We start from the raw sequence: 17,329 nt of genomic DNA on the forward strand, positions 1-17,329 counted from the left end.
AGAAGAAGGCGGGTCTGCAGTTCTCCGGCACCTCCCCGGACGGCAAGCTGGTCGAGTACGTCGAGTACCCGCGGGACGTCCACCCCTACCTGGTCGCCACCCAGGCCCACCCGGAACTGCGCTCCCGCCCGACCCGTCCGCACCCGCTCTTCGCCGGACTGGTCAAAGCCGCCGTGGAACGTGTGAGCACTGCCTCCCCGCCCGAAGTCAGTGGCTGAGCGGCTCTCGCCCCGCACGACGATACGGATCATCGACGCCGTCGCGCCGCTGCGACTTGCCGTGGTACCAGGGCAGACAGAGTGGTCGCGAGCACATCCGTGGTGCGGTCGTGCGCATGCCGGGGTGCGTGCTTGCAGGCTGCTGCCGGGCAGGTACGCGGAGGCAACCGCGGCATGCCACGCCGACGCAGACAGGGGACGCGGCACAGCCCCTCCCTCGAACCACTGAGGCAGTGTCGAACAGGCTCCGTTGCGGGCGCAGCCGGCAGTCGGTCCGGCCGAGCGGGGCGCGGTGGCACGGGAGGGATGGCGGCCCAGCCGCAGGTCGGCGAAATGATCAGTTCGCTCCTGCGGACAACACCGATGGTGCGCCCATTGTGGTGAGGCGCCAGCGGTTCGTGAACCAGTCCACTTGGCACTGGCAGCCCGTGCGGCGGCGGATCCGCGAGCGGATGCTGCCGCTGATCCAGCCAGTGGCGGTGGGCGATCGACGATGTGTCGGTGCCCGAGGACGGGACCATGTCCGTCGGCGTGCCCCGGCAGCACTGCGGCGCACTGGGCAGGCGGGCCAACTGCCAGGTCGCGGTCAGCATCCACGCGGTCAGCGCGACGGCGTCGTGTCCGCTGCAGTGGCGGTTGTTCCTGCCCGAGGACTGGGCGGCGGATCCCGTCCGCCGGACCAGGACCGGCGTCCCGCCAGGTCACCCACCGAGAGAAGTGGCGCCTCGCACTGGGCGCTCGACACCCTGGCCGACTGGGGCATGACCCCGCCGGTGATGGTGGCCGAAGCCGCCTGCGGCACCACTGCACCACTGCACCGCCGCGGCCGGCCCTGGACGAGCGCCGGCTCGCCTATGTGCTGGCCGTCCGCGCGGAGATGACCGCCCACCCAGCACGCTCGGCCGCCGCGGCGGCACCTTCCGCTTCAACGGCACGGGCGAGCTCAGCTCCTGCCTCACGGTGTTCCGCGAAATCCTTGAACCGCACCGCGAGCTCCCGTCCCGACAGCCCTGACTCCCGTCCCGACAGCCCTGACTCGCGTCCCGGCAGCCCTGACTCGCGGCCCGGCAGATCCTCTCGAACAGCGCTTCGCGCGACTTGCCCACCAGCGGTCTGCCCGACCTGGACCGTGATCGACGAACACCAGCGCGGCGGCCAAACAGCCCAGAGCTCCTGATGACTACGGAAGCGGCACGTCACACACCATCAAGGTGACTCCCGCACTCACCGGAGAACCGCTGGCTCTCAAAGCCGCCGGAGTCAAGCCGCCGGAGTCATGGCGGCGACAGCCCCTTCACCTTACTCGCGTGCCGTCGGTGAGGCACCGCCCGGCGCGGTCCGACCGGCTTCCCCGCGACACCTCGCCGACCACGTCGGCGGGCGCATGCTCCTCGGTCAGCGCCTCCAGACACTCCTCCAGGCCGACCGGTTGGCTCCCGCGGCAGCCGCTACTTCCTGCCTGACCGACTGCACCCGCGCGCAGCCAGGACGGCCGACACAGCTCGCCGGAGAAGCTGCGCACTGCCGATGCATGATGAAACTACTGTTACGCAAGGTGCCGGAGTCAGTCACCACCCACATACTTTGAGACATCTGGCACCTCTTTCATGCTTCTCGCATGCGCCTTCACCCCAGTGTGAACAGGACGTTGTCAATCACCGCCCACACCTTCCGGTCGGTGAATAATTAGTTGATGCATGCATGTGACATGCATCACACCTACTGCTGCAATGCGTAGGTAAGGTCCCCTGGGCGTTGGGCGGAATTACTCCGCTCTCGCGCAGTGCGGGCATTATCCGCGCAAGTACTTGATTGTGCGGTGCCCGATCGGTTCCATTCTACTGAGGAAGGTGCTATGTCGCCCGTAGTCACCAAGGTGAACGAGAACGCGCAGATCAACTCCCTTGCAATGCTGAGCAGCCACGCCAAGGAGGGGGAAGTCGTCGTCGGCGCCTGGCCGGCAGCAGTCATGGACGGAGTGATGGGAGCGCTCGGGTGCGCCCCTGCCGTCGCTAACGAGGTCGGAAAGGCCGTCTACGCCGCAGTCGGCTGACAGGCTCCGCCTCTCTAGTTCCGCAGTACGTCCCTCCACATATGGAGACGACTGCTCTCGTACAGCGAAATCACTGTTAGCTAGCCAATTAGATGGAGGTGAAACATGTCTTCGATGCTTTCGGCTGTCAACGAAGATGAGCGGATCGCAGACCTGAACTTCGAAACCGCTCAGCCCGAGATGCTCGCCGATGAGGCTGTTCCTGTGCTCTGCACACCGGCGGTTCTCGTTGCGGGCATCAACGCGGCGAACGCGGTGCGCACCGCCCTCGTCGGCTGATCAGCGGTTTTCGCATTGATCAAAGGTACGCGGCCGCCAGGAGATGCGTATCTCTGGCGGCCGCGTTCTCACGATTTTCGGCCATCAGTAAGGCGCCACGCCACTCTGACCATCGATATGGGTACGTCATGGGAATGAAGCTCTGGATGCGCTCCGCCGTCAAAGGGATCCTCACACCTCCCCGTATATCTCGGGAGTCAGCGCTTACGCTCACTGAGCAAGGCAGCGCCTTGACACATATGATAAGCAGCCTAGAAGCCCTGGCGGCGGAAAGAGATCGCCAAGCCGGCGGTCTCAATGACTGGCGTATCACACGTCAGAACTACGCTACTTTGCCTCGTTCCGCTCGTCAGTTGCTTGATGCGCTGAGTCACCCTAGAAGCGTGCGAGCTATACATGGAGCACGCGTTCTGTGCGCTGCCTCTCTGTTGGTGCCAGGCACACATCGGAAAGTTAGGGCAACTGCCAATGGGATACTCGCGCTGACATCGGCAGTCGGGTACGTGAACCAGCGGTATGGAACGGATGGGACAGATCAAGTTACGTTTATTACGCAGTCTGTCTCAACTATTGCAAGGATTGGCAACCGCAATCCGAGGCTGGTGGATGCCTGCCTGTGGTATATCGCATTGCAAGCCACACTGTCGTATGCAATCTCTGGCATCGTCAAACTGCCGAGTGAGGGCTGGCGGTCCGGCGAGGCTCTCCCCGGAGTCCTGAGAACGGAGTCCTACGGCGATCCGACAGTTTACAAATTGGCTCGGAAGCACCCAAGGCTGACGAAGACGGTAGCGCACGCTGTGCTTGTACTGGAATGTTCCTTCCCCATCGCCTTCGCTGCGAAGGGAGCATTCGCACCATTGATGCTTGCCTGCACGGGATCCTTCCATCTGGTGAATGCCCGGGTGATGGGCCTGGGGAGGTTTGCGCTGGCCTTCCCCTCAATGTACCCGGCGATTCTTTACGCCGCGCAGCGACAAGATGCTCGTATTCTTCAGCCAGGCGACAGGGGAATCAAATGACGACACGGCACGACACCCTGCCGAAGGTCGCAGGTGCGATCCTGCTCAGCGCAGCTACACTTGGGATAACCGCACAGAAACGCCGTCACCGTCGCGTTCTTGAGGGCCGGGGGGACGAACTCTTCTTCCGCACGACGAGGGGCAGTGTTCTTTCTTACACATTCCGTGAAGCGTCAGCATCAAGGACCGCTCGGCCGACAGTCCTCGTTCTCGAGTCAGGTCTGCTGACAACGGATACACACTGGTCCTGGTTCCGGCACCTTCTGGGTGATGACCACCCCATTCTTTCATACGACCGCGCAGGTTACGGACGCAGCGAATACGCCAGTAATACGCCGTTCGATCTTCGGTCCTCCGTACTGGACCTTGAGGAGCTGGTGCGGCACGTCTGTGGGGATCGTCCAATCGTTCTGGTCGGGCACTCGCTGGGCGGGTACCTCGCTATGCGGGCAACCGCGTCCATGGCAGATATTGCCCGAGGGCTCATCTTGCTTGATCCCACGCATCCAGGACAACTGCTGCGGTCCTCGGCTCAAAAGAACGGTGCGAGAAGCACGCATAACATCCTTAGTCTCATGGCTGAATCGGCTCGTCTCGGGCTGGGCCTTTTGCTTGCTGCACCTCCCTGGAGCACCGAACTTCCGCAAAAGGAAAGCAAACTTTATCTTGACCAGTTCCGAGACTGGAAGATGTGGGCGGCTGCAAAACGCGAATGGTCAGCCGCAGAGAAGGAATTCCTCGGTTTCGACGGAACCCTTCCGAAGGTGCCTGTCCCCACTCTTCTCATAGCCGCGGGTCACACCCACGCGACAGACAGGATAAGCAGCGATCTGCACGAGGAGCTCGTCTCGGTAGCGCCCCTTGGCAGCGTCAAGGTGATCGCGGATGCCAAACACACTGAGCTTCTTGTCAAGCAGAAGACCGCTACCCAGGCCGTTTCATATGCTCGCGAATTTCTGCACGAGATGGGAGAGGGTGAGCTGGAACGATGAGGAAAGTGATCGAGCTGATACGCTCCAAGATGCCAAGTTCCTCCAGCTTGGCCGCGCCATCAGTGGAAGTAGCGCTGGCTGTGTGGCTGGTCGCTACGGCCCTCAGCCAGCATCCGAACAGATCCTTCGATGGCCTGCGAAGGTACGACCCGCTGGGCGTCATGATACCGAACTGGAGGTTCTTCGCGCCGACGCCGGCACAGCATGACTATCACCTCCTGTACCGGACGTTGTCTCATGACGGAGAGCAATCACAATGGGAGGCTGCATCAACGATAACTCCTCGAAGCTGGGCTCAGTCCATATGGTCTCCAGGCCGCCGGCAAGAGAAGGCAGTGTTCGATCTGTGTAGTGAGCTGGTCTCTATCGACGGGCACGGGAAGAACATAGTGGAAACTACTGCGTACAAATTGTTCAAGGGATTCGTGGCCCATAAGCTTGCAAATGCCGAGGGCGGCAACAGAGACATCAGAGGGTTCCAGTTCCTGATTGTGCGGTACAGCGGTCATGACGACTCCGAAGAACCTCTGTACTCCTTTGTTTCCCCTTTCATTCCCGCAGCACAGGTGGGATAGGCGTCCACAGGACATCGAAGCACCTGGGAAACGCGTCGGAAGGTATGCCTACATCTTCCCGCATGCAAGTGACCTGCTCGCGGGTGTGAGGAAGTCCCCGGACACACTGGATGAGCCTGTTCAGGCCGGCCCTCGAAAAATACCTGGCGGCGGGCGCACATGGTGTTGTATCGAGAGGTATTTCGGGAGAGCGGGCGGTCCAGGCGATTCACAGCGTTCACTCCGGCAATCGGTACGTTGATGCAGAGTGCTTCAGTGAAGCAATGAGCCGGGGACGCCTCGCACACCCTAAGAGGAGTGAATAATTGTCGCTGGTGAGCCGGGACACGGACACTTATTCGGCACTTCCTCCGGCTCGCCAGTGCTTCGTTGCATGGTCACCGTTCTGAAGATACCCGCCACCGCGGCGTTGTCACCTGCGATATCGCTCGTACTGCGAGCGGGGACCGATATGTGCCATGCCCACCCCGTGACCGGAAGAGCATCCTGCGTATGTATCATTCACCCCTTCGCAACCCAACCTGTTCCAGCAACACGCTGACCGATCCTCTCAACAAGGCAGCAGAAGGCGCGCGAAATGTTCCTCAGGGCGCAGCCAACACCGTTTCAGCTCGTCGAGCGCCTCGAAACGATCTTGCGTACACGGTGTCGAACGTCGAGCTCGCCGTGGACTTGAGGGCCGCCCGTCTACAGCATTCGACGCCCACGCCCGCCGGGACCGCCATATGACCGACGCCGCCATCGTCGGCACCGGCCCCAACGGCTTGGCCGCTGCCGTCACACTCGCCCGCGCCGGTCTTACCGTCACCCTGTACGAGAAGGGCAACACCATCGGCGGAGGCCTGCGCACCACCAGCTACTTCGACACCGACATCGTCCACGACGTCTGCTCAGCCGTGCACCCCATGGCGGCCGCATCCCCCTTCTTCCGCGCCTTCGACCTGGAGGCACGCGGGGTCCGACTGCACCAGCCGGACATCCCCTACGCTCACCCGCTGCCGCACGGCCGGACGGCCGCCGTCTGGCGAGACCTCTCCTGCACCGCCGAGCGCCTCGGCGCCGATGGCCCCCGCTGGACCCGGCTGATGGGCCCGCTGATCGCACACACCCGGGGCGTGGCCGACCTGCTTCTGTCGAATCAGCGTGCACTGCCTCGCGACCCGGCCGCTGCCTTCCGGTTGGCCCCCCGCGTCCTGGCCCACGCCACCCGCCGCACGCCTTTCACCACCGAGGAGGCCCGCGCCCTGCTCACCGGGGTCGCCGCGCACAGCGTCGGCAAGCTGCCCTCCCTGGCGGGCACCGGGGTCGGCCTTTTCCTCGCACACACCGCCCACTCCACCGGCTGGCCGCTGCCCGCAGGCGGCAGCGGCAGTATCGCGGAGGCGATGGCCGACGACATCCGCGCGTACGGCGGCATCTTCCATACCGGCCACCGCGTCACCGACCTCGCCGAACTGGACGGCGCCCCGATCGTCCTGCTCGACGTGGGGCCCAAGGAGTTCTTGAACATCGCCGGCGACCGGCTCCCCGCTCGCTACCGTCGCGCCCTCGTTCGCTACCGATACGGCCCGGGCGCCGCCAAGGCCGACTTCCTGGTCGACGGCCCCATTCCCTGGGCGGACCCGCTGACCGGCCGGGCCGGCACCGTTCATCTCGGCGGCACATACGCCGAGATGGTGCGGCAGGAGAACGCCACCGTCGCCGGGCACGCCACCGACCGGCCCTTCGTCCTGGTCGTGGACCCCGCAGTCACCGACCCCGCGCGGGCCGTGGGCGGCAAGCGCCCGATCTGGGCATATGCGCATGTGCCCAACGGCGACACGCGGGACCCCGTCGAACTGATCACCCGGCGCATCGAGGAGTACGCCCCTGGATTCACCGACACCATACTCGCCTCCCGGGGCACCACCGCCGTCAATCACGAGGAGTACAACCCGAACTACGTCGGCGGTGACATCTCGGCGGGCGCCTTGACCCTGCGCCAGGTCCTTGCTCGTCCCACCCTCCGCGCTGATCCGTACACCACGCCCCTCAGCGGGGTTTACCTGTGCTCGGCGGCCACTCCGCCCGGCCCGTCGGTGCACGGCATGTGCGGCCACCTGGCCGCCCTGTCGGCCCTCCGTCGGCATCACGGCATCCGCACGTCTCCGACCCTCAGGCCCGCGCCGGCGTAGACAGCCCGACACCGCCCCCGCTCCCGCGGCGGTTGTCCGGTACCTCCTGCCACCACGCTCCCGGACGACCGCACCAGGCAGCATCGAGGACTGCGGCAGGGAGGTTTCCCACCAGCTGACCCGATACGCCACCGGCCGCAGCGGCCGGTCCCCTCCACACGCGCAAGGCCCTGCGCGCCTTGCTGGAGCTGCGTACGGCGCCGCTCGTCTCGGACGAGCGTACGGGCAACTGCCCCGCCAACACAGCTCATCACGATTCGAGCATCCGAGGAGTGAAGAACACCATGGCCCGCAAGACGCTTCAGATCCTTCCCCGAGTGGCCGTTCTGGCCTCGTGCGCCACTCTTCTCCTTACCTTCTCCCCCGCTGCGACCGCCGCGGAGGCAAGCGCAACGGCACAGCAGGCAGAGAATGCCTGGACGATGACGCACGGCACAGCCACAGCAACCGGCACCGCCTCCCGGGTGAACGGCGAGGCCTTGTACACCGACCTCGTCGCTCACGGCGAGCTCACCAACACCGGCTCCGAGTGCTACTCGGTGTGGGTGGGCATCAAGCAGGACCTCACCCCTGCGTTCCCCTTCAAGCGGGCAACCCTGTGCGGCGAGGGAACCGAGTCGGTCAACCTCTCCGTACCGAACCTCATGCCAACCACGACCGTCTACGGCTACCTGTGCCGCGGTGAGCAGAACACCGAGGACTGCAGCGCCCCGTTGCGTCTGGTGTAAGAGGTCGTTCACTCCCGTTGTTCCATCCCGTGATGCGCGACATCACGGCACACCAGAGCAACAGAAAGGTGACGAACAGTGATCGCACGTTGGTTGGCAACATCTGCCAGTGCCGTGGTTTTGGCTGCTACGGTCGCCACGAATCCGGCCACTGCACATGCGGACACAGCGCCCGTGAACACATGGACGGTCACACATCAAACCGCAGTAGCAGCAGGAGAATCGTGGTGGGAGAATCCCACCCACTCCTCCACCCTCGCACTTGAGGGAACTCTGTCCAATTCAAGCGACGCTTGCTACTCACTGTGGACAAGAGGCAGCCGAGACTCCCAGCCCTTCCCGCCGAATATCGGCACCAAGAGGGCCGAAATATGCGGCTCGGGGGACGTGGACGTCAGCATCAGGCAAGCAACCCTGCCCAACACCTGGTGGCAGATCACCGTATGCTCCGGTACGCTGAATATGGACGATTGCGCGCAATGGAGGGACATCGACCTCAACTGACCGGGGCGAATGCTGCGCGCGGGAACAGCCGAGTCATAACTCGTCGCCTGTCCCGACTATCCTGCCGTGTGGCGAGAGAACCAAGCCTTTGCGGTAGGTTTGGGGTTTCGCACACGGGGAGGTTGACCGTTGTTCACGGCCCCTGTGCGCGGTGAGGAGCAATGGGGACTGCTGCACCCCGCTCCGTCCAGGCGTGTATCCGGAAGTCCTGCGCGTATCGGAGAGCGACGCCGTGCGGGGAGCCAGGCGTTGACATGGGCCTCGCCGGGTGTTCGATCGAAGCGCCAGCATCGTCCGCCCACCCGGCGAGTCTGTGGTCAGTGTGCGCCCGCCCTCCGTATATCCCAATGCCGTCGGCTGCCGAACGTGAGCGATTACGCAGCCTGTTGCGCGGCCAGGGCCGGACGGTGGTGCGGGCGATGATGGCGCTGCTGTCACTGCATGGCGCGTCACCTGCACAGATCGCCGTGCTGGTGGAGTACGACCCGGCCACCGTGCGCCGCTGGATCGGCCGCTTCGACGTCGTACCGCGTGCCGCCGGTGGTGATGCCGGCGAGCTGGCTGTGGCCGGTCCAGGTCTCGTTCGTGCGGGCGGTGGTGGTGGTGCGGCCGCCGGCGGTCTCGGTGCCGAGCCTGTCGTACGACCAGGGGGTCGCCGAGGCGATCCGGCCAGTCAGCTGGCCGGCGTCGTTGCAGGTGAACTCGGCGCTGCCCGTGGCGTCGTTACCCGTCTTGGTGTAGTCGTAGGTGAGGTCGGTGAGCGTCGTTCCGCCCGACGTCGTCCCGATCGCCTGCGGGCGGCCGTTGTCGTCGATGCGCCGCGGTGTCGAGCCCCTTCGACGTCGACTCGAAGACGATGTTCCCTCACATCAGGGCCCGGAGTACGAGAGGCCAGGTGCCGATCCGGGTGGCCCTGGAGGCTCTTGGGACTCGGCTGTCCACCGGCCTACGATGAGCGGCATGCCGCCCGATGTCTCCCCGTCCTCCGTCTGGCCGGTCCTGCACTACGACGACACCAGGGCGGCGCTGCGCTTCCTGGTCGACGTGCTGGGCTTCGAGCAGGCGGTCGCCGCGCCGGACGAGCACGGCGGGATCGGGCATGGGGAGCTTCGGTGGCCCGGCGGTGGGGCGCTGGTGTTCGGTTCGACCCGGCACACGGACAGCGTGCACGGGCGGATGCGGGCGGGCGCCAGCGCGGTCTACGTGGTGAGCGACGACGTGGACGCGGTGCACCGGCGGGTGGTCGACGCCGGCGGCGAGGTTCTCGAAGCGCCGCATGAGACGCGGTTCGGGTCGGGGGCGGCGGCGTACGTGTGCACGGTGCGCGACCCGGAGGGCAACCTCTGGACCTTCGGCACCTACCGCGGTCCTTCACCGGAGTAGCGAGCCAGGACGAGACGGGAGGACCCCGGCCGGTTGGGCCGGGATCCTCTTGGTGTTGCCGCGCTGGGGGTCAGTGGCTGCCGGCGAGTTCGCCGGTGAGCTCGCCGTGCAGGTCGGCGCCGGGGTCGTTCAGGTCGGTGATCTCCACCGTCTTGCCCCGCTGGGCGTACTCGGTCTCGATCGCGTCCAGGGCGGCCGCGGAGGAGGCGTCCCAGACGTGTGCGGCGGACAGGTCGATGACGGCCTTCTCCGGATCACCCGCGTAGTCGAACTGGCCGACGAGGTCGTTGGAGGAGGCGAAGAACAGCTCGCCGGTGACCCGGTGGACGACGGTCTTGCCGTCGGGGCCGACCACGGCGGTGACCTCGGCGAGGTGGACGACGCACGTCCGCACCGGTCAGTGGCATGGAGCTCGTGCGGTCGCCCACCGAGTCGCTGAGCACCGGCAGACGGACGGTCGCGGCAAGGTCCGCGACCGCGTCCGATGCGTCTTCGGCTGCGTCCGGCGCGTTCTCGGCTGCGTCCGGCGCGTTCTCGGCCGCGTCCGGCGCGTTCTCGGCCGCGTCCGACGTCACGATGTGTCCTTCTTCAGACGCCGGCAGGGGCGTGGAGCGGGCGCCGCACGCTGTCTCGGTGGTCGTCGGGGCCGAGGGCGGCGCGCTCGGTGCGTCGGCTGCGTGGTGTGCGGATCTTCAGACGCCTGAAGTGCCTCCCGGTGCTGCCGGCGGCCAGGGAGGTGCGTCCGTGCAGGGTCCGCCTGTTGTCCAGGCGCAGTAGATCCCCGGGGCCCAGTGGGACGGTGGACACTACTGAGGCGCACCCGAGGGCGTCCGCGAAGGCCCGCAGGGCAGCCCGGTGCGCATCGTCGAGGGTCTGCGGATGCAGCCGCAGCCCGTCGCGTGGATGGCTGTCGTGGGAGCGGACGGTCAGGTCGTCGTCGCTGCGGTCCAGGACGGGGCCGAAAAGGGGTGGGCGGTCACCCTTGACGAACGGACAGCAGCCGTCCTGGAGCAGCGCCGTCGCGCCGGGGGCACTCTCGTCGAGCCGTGCCACCACGTCGCGGACCCGAACAACCAGTGACCGTCCTTCGCCGTCAGGTGCCGCCCGGACGCATGCCGGACCCACATACGAGTGCGGATCGCGGTCGAACACCGTGTCGGTGTGGGGGGATCGGTGCCGTGTCCGGTCTCGCCGCGTCGTACGCGGCGATCCAGGCCAGGCCGTTCGCGCGCAGTCGTTCCCGGTGGGGCCGCCGCAGTCGCGTCCACATCCGTTCGAAAGTTTCGAACGTCGCGCACATGCTTGCGTTACGTTCCTCCCATACCTCATTCCATCCCTCACGACGGTTCGCGTGACAGGTAGTTTGACCAGCGCTGCTGTACTCGCCAAGACCTCATCCGGTGAAGGGAATATTTCCGAAAGACTGTCGAAAGTGTTGACAGGCTCATGGCGCTTTTCGAAAACTGTGGCCACCGAACGACAGGAGACCGTTGTTCCCCTTGCGTCATGTGACCGGGGATGGCGGCCGGTCGTTGCGGCACGACGACGGGCGACCCCCGCCGTGTTCCATGCAAGGCCGCGGGCAGCACAAGCCGCCCGACCCCCACCAGCCTTCATCGGGAGGACGCATGCAGCAGGACGGCACGCAGCAGGACCAGATCCAGCAGAACCCCGCTCCCTTCAGCGGCTTGAGCCGACGAGGCTTCCTCGGCGGCGCCGGCACCGTCGCGCTCGCCACCGCGTCCGGACTGCTGCTGCCCGGCACCGCCCACGCCGCCACCACCATCACCACCAACCAGACCGGCTACGACGGCATGTACTACTCGTTCTGGACCGACGGCGGCGGCTCCGTCTCCATGACACTCAACGGCGGCGGCAGTTACAGCACCCGGTGGACCAACTGCGGCAACTTCGTCGCCGGCAAGGGCTGGAACACCGGCGGGCGCAGGACGGTCCGCTACACCGGCTACTTCAACCCGTCGGGCAACGGCTACGGCTGCCTCTACGGCTGGACGTCGAACCCGCTGGTGGAGTACTACATCGTCGACAACTGGGGCAGCTACCGGCCCACCGGCGAGCACAGGGGCACCGTCTACAGCGACGGCGGCACGTACGACATCTACAAGACGACGCGGTACAACGCCCCCTCCGTCGAGGGCACCCGCACCTTCGACCAGTACTGGAGCGTCCGGCAGTCGAAGGTGACCAGCGGCTCCGGCACCATCACCACAGGCAACCACTTCGACGCCTGGGCGCGCGCGGGCATGAACCTGGGCCAGTTCAGGTACTACATGATCATGGCCACCGAGGGTTACCAGAGCAGCGGAAGCTCGAACATCACGGTCAGCGGCTGACCTCTGTCCGGCGAACAACCGGCTGCGGGGTCCGTCCTCGTGGCGGGTCCCGCAGCCGTGGCGGGTCCCGCAGCCGTGGCGAACTCCCCACCATGGCGACCTCGCCACCATGGTGGGGCACCCACGGCCTAAGGCTGGGAAAGGGTCGACCGGCCCGACAACCAGCACCTGCACACAGCGATCGGCGACATCCCACCCCACGAGCACGGGACCGACCACCGCGCTCAACACCAGTCCCCGACCGGCAGCTGGAGTCAATGCACAGAGGGGTATGCCCTCTCCACGGGAACACCGGATGCACCACGGCCGCAGCAGTGGTGACGCTGACGAAGACGACACTCCCGGCACTCCGTGGACGGCGACCTCCGACTCCACAGCCGGACTCCACTTCGTACCTGGCCGACGGGCGGGTCAGGTCGGTCCACCGTCAGTCGTCGGGACGGGCCGGTCATCGCATGCGAAGGCCGGGGTCAGGTATGCGATTCACGGCTCGCCCGGCCCTGAGCGTGTGCCGGGGGCCACAGACCTACAGCTGCTCGAAGTGGAAGGAGCGGATGAAGCAGTCCCGTGGTTGGCCGATCGCGAAAAGGACACAGTCGAGGACGGATTGGGCGGTCAGTGGGTCGTCCGCGGTCCGGGAGGCTTGGTCCCAGGTGGAGTGGAGCGGATCGCCGTCCGAGAAGTCCGGTGGGTAGAGCGAGATGACTCGGATGCCCTCGGGACGGAGCCGATGAGAGAGGACGTCGGCGAAGCCGGCCTGGGCGGCCTTGGCCGCGTAGAACGCGGGATGCGCTGAAGAGCGGTGGTTCCGGGCTTCCGCGGCTGAGGAGATCAGGTTGACCACGTCTGCGCCCTCGGAAGCGCGCAGCAGGGGCAGGAAGTGCTTGACGGTCAGCAGGGTGCCGGTGGCTCCGGAAGCGACGGTGTCGGTGATCGACTCGTCGTCGGCGTCCCACAGGTCCGGGCCTTCCAGGTAGCGGGCGCCATTGTTGATCAGCACATCCACCTTGTCGGCGTGAGCGGCGACCCCCTCCGCGAAGCCCCGTACGGTGGCTGGGGCAGCCAGATCACAGGCGAACGCATCCACTCGCGCCCCGCTGTCGGCCGCCACCTCGTCGGCCACCTTTTGAGCGGCAGCCAGAGTGCGAGCGGATACGAACACGCGCGCACCCATCCGGCCCGCGTGCAACGCCAACGCCCTCCCGAACCCACGCCCGGCCCCGGTGACCACCACTGTCTTCCTGACGAGATCCATACGCGCACCTCCTTCGACCTTCTCGTATTGCTCGCGGTGAGCGTAACTGTGGCGTTGAACGCGGCGTGGCTCGGCCAGCCGGCCCAGTGCCCACTGACGAGTGGCCGAGGCGGAACGGTCGGCGTGGCTCGCGCACGGTGGTTCCCGCAGGCGGGCGATTCGAGCGCCCGAGCGCCCGAAGTACCACTTCCACGGCTTCTCGCTCCTCGCTTCTCGCCGATGAGGAGGCAGTGCGGTACCCGTCATCCGAGTCAGCCCACTTCCGTCCGCTTGCGTGCCTCTTGGCCATCCGTTCCCGGTCTGCTGGGACAGTCGGCCAGCAGCGCGGTGCCGTCGGTGTGGCGGGCGAAGAGCTGTGGCACCCAGGAGCGCACCGGCCCGCGATGGTTGCGCCGCACCGGCCGCCCGGCCGCGGCTCGGCGCTCGGCTTCCGCGATCTCACCAGCTACATCGCCCGAGCACTTCCCGAGGCTGGCGGGATCAGATCCCAACTACACCCTTGACCACACCCTTGATTACTGAGAGCCCTGTATGTCGAGGCGCACGACCGCGCCGATCTCGACCAGTTGGTCCGGCAGTGCGAGATCGGAGACCCCCATGACGGTACTGGTGGGGCGGTGCTTCCCGAAATAGTCGGAGTGGAGGCGCGCGGTCGCGTCGAAGTGTTCTCGCAAGTCCCTGACCAGCACTGTAGTCTCCACGATCTGGTTTCGCTTGGCCCCGAAATGCACCAGCACCAAGTCCAGGTCGGCCAGCGTCGTCTTGACCTGGAGTTCGAAGTCGCCGGCACCTACGAAATTGCCGTCCTCGTCGTGGGACAGCTGCCCGGAGATGTACGCCGTATCGTGGACCCGAAGTGCCTGGCTGTATCCGTAGAAAGATTCCCACGGCATACCGAACCCGAATGCTTCCGCCCGAAGGTTCTTGAATTGCCTCCTGCGTCCGATTCTGCTGGTGGTTTTCCATGCGCGCCGACCACATGATGAGCCGTCCCGGGCAGAAGCAGCCGCGACTCCGGCCTTTTCCTGCCGGGCCTGTGCTCAAACAGTGTCCCTCCTGGGCCGACGCCCATTCATAATCTATTCGCGCCCAGAAGAGTGGCTTGTCGAGGAGTGAACAAGAAGTTATCCGTGAATACCATCGGACGTGCCCGCACCGCGGAGCCGCCGAAGGCGGACCATGTGCTGACGCTGCGGTCGGAGACGAGGGCGGCGATTGCGCGGTAGGTGTCGGGCAGCCGGTCGCGTCGGTGCATCCAGCGAATGAGCTGTTCCCAGCGTTCGTGGTCGGCCAGGGCGTGCTCGACGGTGACGCGGTCGGACGAGTGGCCGTGTCGGTCGCGTTCCCACTGCGGGACCCTGCCCGGCAGGGCTCCGGGGCGCGGCTTTCTCGGCCTTGGGAGGGCCTGACCGGGGCGGTCACGGCCCACGTCCAGGCAGCCGTCGCCGAGGAGGACCTCGCCCTGGTGGAAGTGGCCGAAGCAGCCGGTCACGCCTGCCGCGCGAGCGGCGGTGGTCTCGGGCAGTGGCCTTCATCGTGTTCTGTGTCTTCTTGCCCGACACCAACGCCCGCCTGCCCCAGCGTAAGGAACAAGCTGAGGGCGGGACCCTGCGGCAGGTCCGTGCCGGCCTGCCAGTGCGTGACCCGCCCCTCGGTGGAGCGGACCGGGTACACATACCGCAGGGCTCCCGCCGACGCCTCGGTGGTGTGCATCGCGTCCAGCGGCGTCCCGGCCACCACCTCGCCGCGGTCCGTCGCGCACACGGCGGCCTATTGCCACGCGCCCTTGCCGTCGTCCTCAGTGGGCGACGTGGTGCGCACCAGGAGGCGCTGGGTGGGGTCCTGGGCCCACCCTGCCGCCGGGCGCGGTTTCGGCGGTCGGCTCCAGCCGGACGGCGACGATACGGTCGGTCCGCACCACTGCTCGTCCACCCGGACTCGGAGCTCGGTGAAGTGCGCTGACACGCCGTATCTCCCTGGTGAGCGAACGGCGCCGGGCGGGCCCTTGGCGGACCCGCCCGGCAGCGGTGTGTTCTCAGTGTTGCGGAGCTGACGCGTGGACGTCAGGGGTTCTTGATCAGCCGTGGCACGAGGCGTCCTCGGGGATGCAGGTGCCGACGTCTTCGGCGGCGGTGTGGACCAGGTCATTCCGGAGCCAGCCCGTCTTGCCCTTGGCGTTGCCGGTGGTCATCTTGACCTTCGTCCAGCCATAGCTGCCGGACCAGTTCCAGTCCTTCTCCGAGCACTTGTTGCCCTTGTACGCGACACCCACCACCGTGGAGCTGGTGGACGGCTTGGAGCGGAGGTTGGCCGCGGACGCCGTGACGTAGCAGCCCTTCGCGGCGGCCTCTGCCGTACCGGCGGCGGCCAGACCGGACCCCGCCAGGGCGGCGGTCATGGTCAGCGCAGTGACGGCTCTACGGATCTGCATGTACTCCCCCGTACCTTCTCGTACTTCTCGAGGCACTCTCACGAATGCCTTTGCTGGTGAAACCGAAATGCATTCAAGGAGCATCGAGACAACCTGTCAAATATTTTCGCACCGCGCAACATGTGCCATTGTGCGAGTTTTTCGCATCGCGAAACGACGCCGAACGGAGGATTGCCCATACGGCGCTTTTCGCGTGGCGCCTCGGTTCCATTTCGCGTAGCGCAATCGATGCCCCTTTTGTCCGGAATCGAGCGATTTGAAACCGTGATGCCGTTCCGCATCGCGCATGTAGAGTTGCGATCAGTAGTTCGATCTGTGATCAGCGGGGGTGAGGAAGAACTCAGGGGGCAGGGCCGCGCTCGACCGGCGACATCACACGGACAGACGGCTCGCAGAGAGGGCCGCCCGCTTCCTTGTCCATGGGGAGGGAGGGCGGCATGCACGACAAGGAACAGCATGCTCAGCCGCACCACGCTGAAGGAAAAGAACACAGCCGAATCGCAGCCGGAAAGCGAACGCGCGGGCGGAACCGTTCACGCCCGCCGGGTCATGCTCGTCGTCCAGGCATTCACCCTGCTGCCCGGCGCGGATCACGGTCCCAGTGAACTGGCCGCCGCCACGGGCCTGCACATCACCGTCGTCTACCGGATACTGCAATCCGGGATCGCCACCTCGATCTTCCTGCGAGTACCGCCGGGCCGGTACCGGCTCGGGCCCGGAGCCGCCCAGGTCGGTATGCAGGCCATGGCCGCCACGCTCGACGCCGGCGTCGCCCGCCCCGCCCTGGAGCACCTGAGCCGGACCGTGGACGGCTTCGCGCTGCTGTGGGTGCTCTCGCCCTACGGCGGCCCGCGCAAGGCCTACGGCACCAGCGCGCCGGGCCGCTACGACTTCGAGTCGCTCGGGCTGAGCGTCACCGACCTGATCGAGGTCAGCCACTCCCTGCGCGTCGGAGCCTCCGGGCGGGCGATCGCCGCCCATCTGCCCCCGTTCCTGCTCTCCAGCATCCTGGAGCAGCCGCTTCCCGCCGGCGCCGGGCCGGGGACGGCCCGCACCCCTGCGGAGTTCGCCGCGTCCCTGGACGAGATCCGCGAGGCGGGCTACGCCGTCGCCCGCGAGGAGGTCCCCGGATGGAGCGCGGTGGCCGCCCCCGTCATGTGGGGTGACTCCGTCTACGGGGCCGTTTCCGTCCTCAAGCCGTCCTCGCTGATGTCCGGCGACCTCGCGCTGCCCGTCGCCGCGACCGTCGCGACCGCCGAACGGCTCAACCTGCTCGCCTCGGGCGGGACGGACCCCCGCTCCTTGGCCGGATAGCCCCGGACGCACGACAGGGCCGCCTCCGCGTACCGGACGCGGCCCTC

The 17,329-nt window shown here is 66.4% G+C and carries 15 protein-coding genes and 6 pseudogenes; 14 read left to right on the forward strand and 7 right to left on the reverse strand.

What is annotated here, in order from left to right; all coding sequences use genetic code 11:
- The 12 genes and pseudogenes from IEZ04_RS22970 to IEZ04_RS23020 all read left to right on the forward strand — a co-directional run.
- Positions 1-218 (forward strand): annotated as a pseudogene (locus IEZ04_RS22970) (CTP synthase); the annotation flags it as partial.
- A 389-nt stretch (positions 219-607) separates the two neighbouring features.
- Positions 608-1,146: pseudogene (locus IEZ04_RS36260) on the forward strand (IS701 family transposase); the annotation flags it as partial.
- A gap of 927 nt (positions 1,147-2,073) precedes the next feature.
- Positions 2,074-2,271, forward strand: coding sequence for a hypothetical protein (locus tag IEZ04_RS22980; protein ID WP_189218856.1), 198 nt, complete (start codon positions 2,074-2,076; stop codon positions 2,269-2,271).
- A 105-nt stretch (positions 2,272-2,376) separates the two neighbouring features.
- Positions 2,377-2,550: a hypothetical protein gene (locus tag IEZ04_RS22985; RefSeq protein ID WP_189218857.1), complete on the forward strand. Its 174-nt coding sequence runs from the start codon at positions 2,377-2,379 to the stop codon at positions 2,548-2,550.
- Between the two features lie 503 nt (positions 2,551-3,053).
- Positions 3,054-3,572: an HTTM domain-containing protein gene (locus IEZ04_RS22990; protein WP_189218858.1), complete on the forward strand. Its 519-nt coding sequence runs from the start codon at positions 3,054-3,056 to the stop codon at positions 3,570-3,572.
- Positions 3,569-4,564, forward strand: coding sequence for an alpha/beta fold hydrolase (locus tag IEZ04_RS22995; protein WP_189218859.1), 996 nt, complete (start codon positions 3,569-3,571; stop codon positions 4,562-4,564). Before IEZ04_RS22990 ends, IEZ04_RS22995 begins: the two co-directional genes overlap by 4 nt.
- Positions 4,565-4,569: 5 nt before the next feature.
- Positions 4,570-5,139 carry a hypothetical protein gene (locus tag IEZ04_RS23000; RefSeq protein ID WP_189218860.1) on the forward strand — a complete coding sequence of 190 codons (570 nt, stop codon included), beginning with the start codon at positions 4,570-4,572 and terminating at the stop codon, positions 5,137-5,139.
- A 725-nt stretch (positions 5,140-5,864) separates the two neighbouring features.
- The gene (locus IEZ04_RS23005; RefSeq protein ID WP_189218861.1) at positions 5,865-7,313 is read left to right on the forward strand and encodes a phytoene desaturase family protein; all 1,449 of its coding nucleotides are present in this window, start codon (positions 5,865-5,867) and stop codon (positions 7,311-7,313) included.
- A 422-nt stretch (positions 7,314-7,735) separates the two neighbouring features.
- Positions 7,736-8,041, forward strand: coding sequence for a hypothetical protein (locus tag IEZ04_RS23010; RefSeq protein ID WP_229821199.1), 306 nt, complete (start codon positions 7,736-7,738; stop codon positions 8,039-8,041).
- An 826-nt stretch (positions 8,042-8,867) separates the two neighbouring features.
- Positions 8,868-9,066: pseudogene (locus IEZ04_RS35835) on the forward strand (helix-turn-helix domain-containing protein); the annotation flags it as partial.
- Positions 9,067-9,076: 10 nt separating this feature from the next.
- Complete coding sequence (locus tag IEZ04_RS23015) at positions 9,077-9,286, forward strand: hypothetical protein (RefSeq protein WP_189218863.1); 210 nt, start codon at positions 9,077-9,079, stop codon at positions 9,284-9,286.
- 219 nt (positions 9,287-9,505) lie between these two features.
- The gene (locus tag IEZ04_RS23020) at positions 9,506-9,928 is read left to right on the forward strand and encodes a VOC family protein (protein WP_189218864.1); all 423 of its coding nucleotides are present in this window, start codon (positions 9,506-9,508) and stop codon (positions 9,926-9,928) included.
- 70 nt (positions 9,929-9,998) lie between these two features.
- Here the strand turns inward: IEZ04_RS23020 and IEZ04_RS23025 are convergent.
- Positions 9,999-10,310 (reverse strand): annotated as a pseudogene (locus IEZ04_RS23025) (STAS domain-containing protein); the annotation flags it as partial.
- A gap of 206 nt (positions 10,311-10,516) precedes the next feature.
- Positions 10,517-11,545, reverse strand: coding sequence for a TauD/TfdA family dioxygenase (locus IEZ04_RS23030; RefSeq protein WP_308429823.1), 1,029 nt, complete (start codon positions 11,543-11,545; stop codon positions 10,517-10,519).
- An 11-nt stretch (positions 11,546-11,556) separates the two neighbouring features.
- On the opposite strand from IEZ04_RS23030, the gene xynA reads away from it, so the two are divergent.
- Entirely contained in the window at positions 11,557-12,282 is a 726-nt protein-coding gene (gene xynA / locus IEZ04_RS23035) for an endo-1,4-beta-xylanase XynA (RefSeq protein ID WP_189218866.1), read from the forward strand.
- A 526-nt stretch (positions 12,283-12,808) separates the two neighbouring features.
- Here xynA and IEZ04_RS23040 read toward each other — a convergent pair.
- The 5 genes and pseudogenes from IEZ04_RS23040 to IEZ04_RS23055 all read right to left on the reverse strand — a co-directional run bounded on the left by IEZ04_RS23040 (position 12,809) and on the right by IEZ04_RS23055 (position 15,968).
- The gene (locus IEZ04_RS23040) at positions 12,809-13,537 is read right to left on the reverse strand and encodes an SDR family oxidoreductase (RefSeq protein WP_189218867.1); all 729 of its coding nucleotides are present in this window, start codon (positions 13,535-13,537) and stop codon (positions 12,809-12,811) included.
- 269 nt (positions 13,538-13,806) lie between these two features.
- Positions 13,807-13,947: pseudogene (locus tag IEZ04_RS36265) on the reverse strand (TnsA-like heteromeric transposase endonuclease subunit); the annotation flags it as partial.
- A gap of 105 nt (positions 13,948-14,052) precedes the next feature.
- Positions 14,053-14,430, reverse strand: a complete 378-nt coding sequence (locus IEZ04_RS23045; RefSeq protein WP_189218868.1) for a RidA family protein — start codon at positions 14,428-14,430, stop codon at positions 14,053-14,055.
- Between the two features lie 290 nt (positions 14,431-14,720).
- A pseudogene (locus tag IEZ04_RS23050) lies at positions 14,721-15,147 on the reverse strand (transposase family protein); the annotation flags it as partial.
- Between the two features lie 467 nt (positions 15,148-15,614).
- A complete protein-coding gene (locus tag IEZ04_RS23055; protein WP_189218869.1) occupies positions 15,615-15,968 on the reverse strand; it encodes an SH3 domain-containing protein in 354 nt (117 codons plus the stop codon).
- Between the two features lie 456 nt (positions 15,969-16,424).
- On the opposite strand from IEZ04_RS23055, the gene IEZ04_RS23060 reads away from it, so the two are divergent.
- Positions 16,425-17,282, forward strand: coding sequence for an IclR family transcriptional regulator (locus IEZ04_RS23060; protein ID WP_189218870.1), 858 nt, complete (start codon positions 16,425-16,427; stop codon positions 17,280-17,282).
- Positions 17,283-17,329 lie beyond the last annotated feature (47 nt).

Origin of the sequence: Streptomyces ruber (assembly GCF_014648075.1) — a bacterium.
Classification (GTDB): domain Bacteria; phylum Actinomycetota; class Actinomycetes; order Streptomycetales; family Streptomycetaceae; genus Streptomyces; species Streptomyces ruber.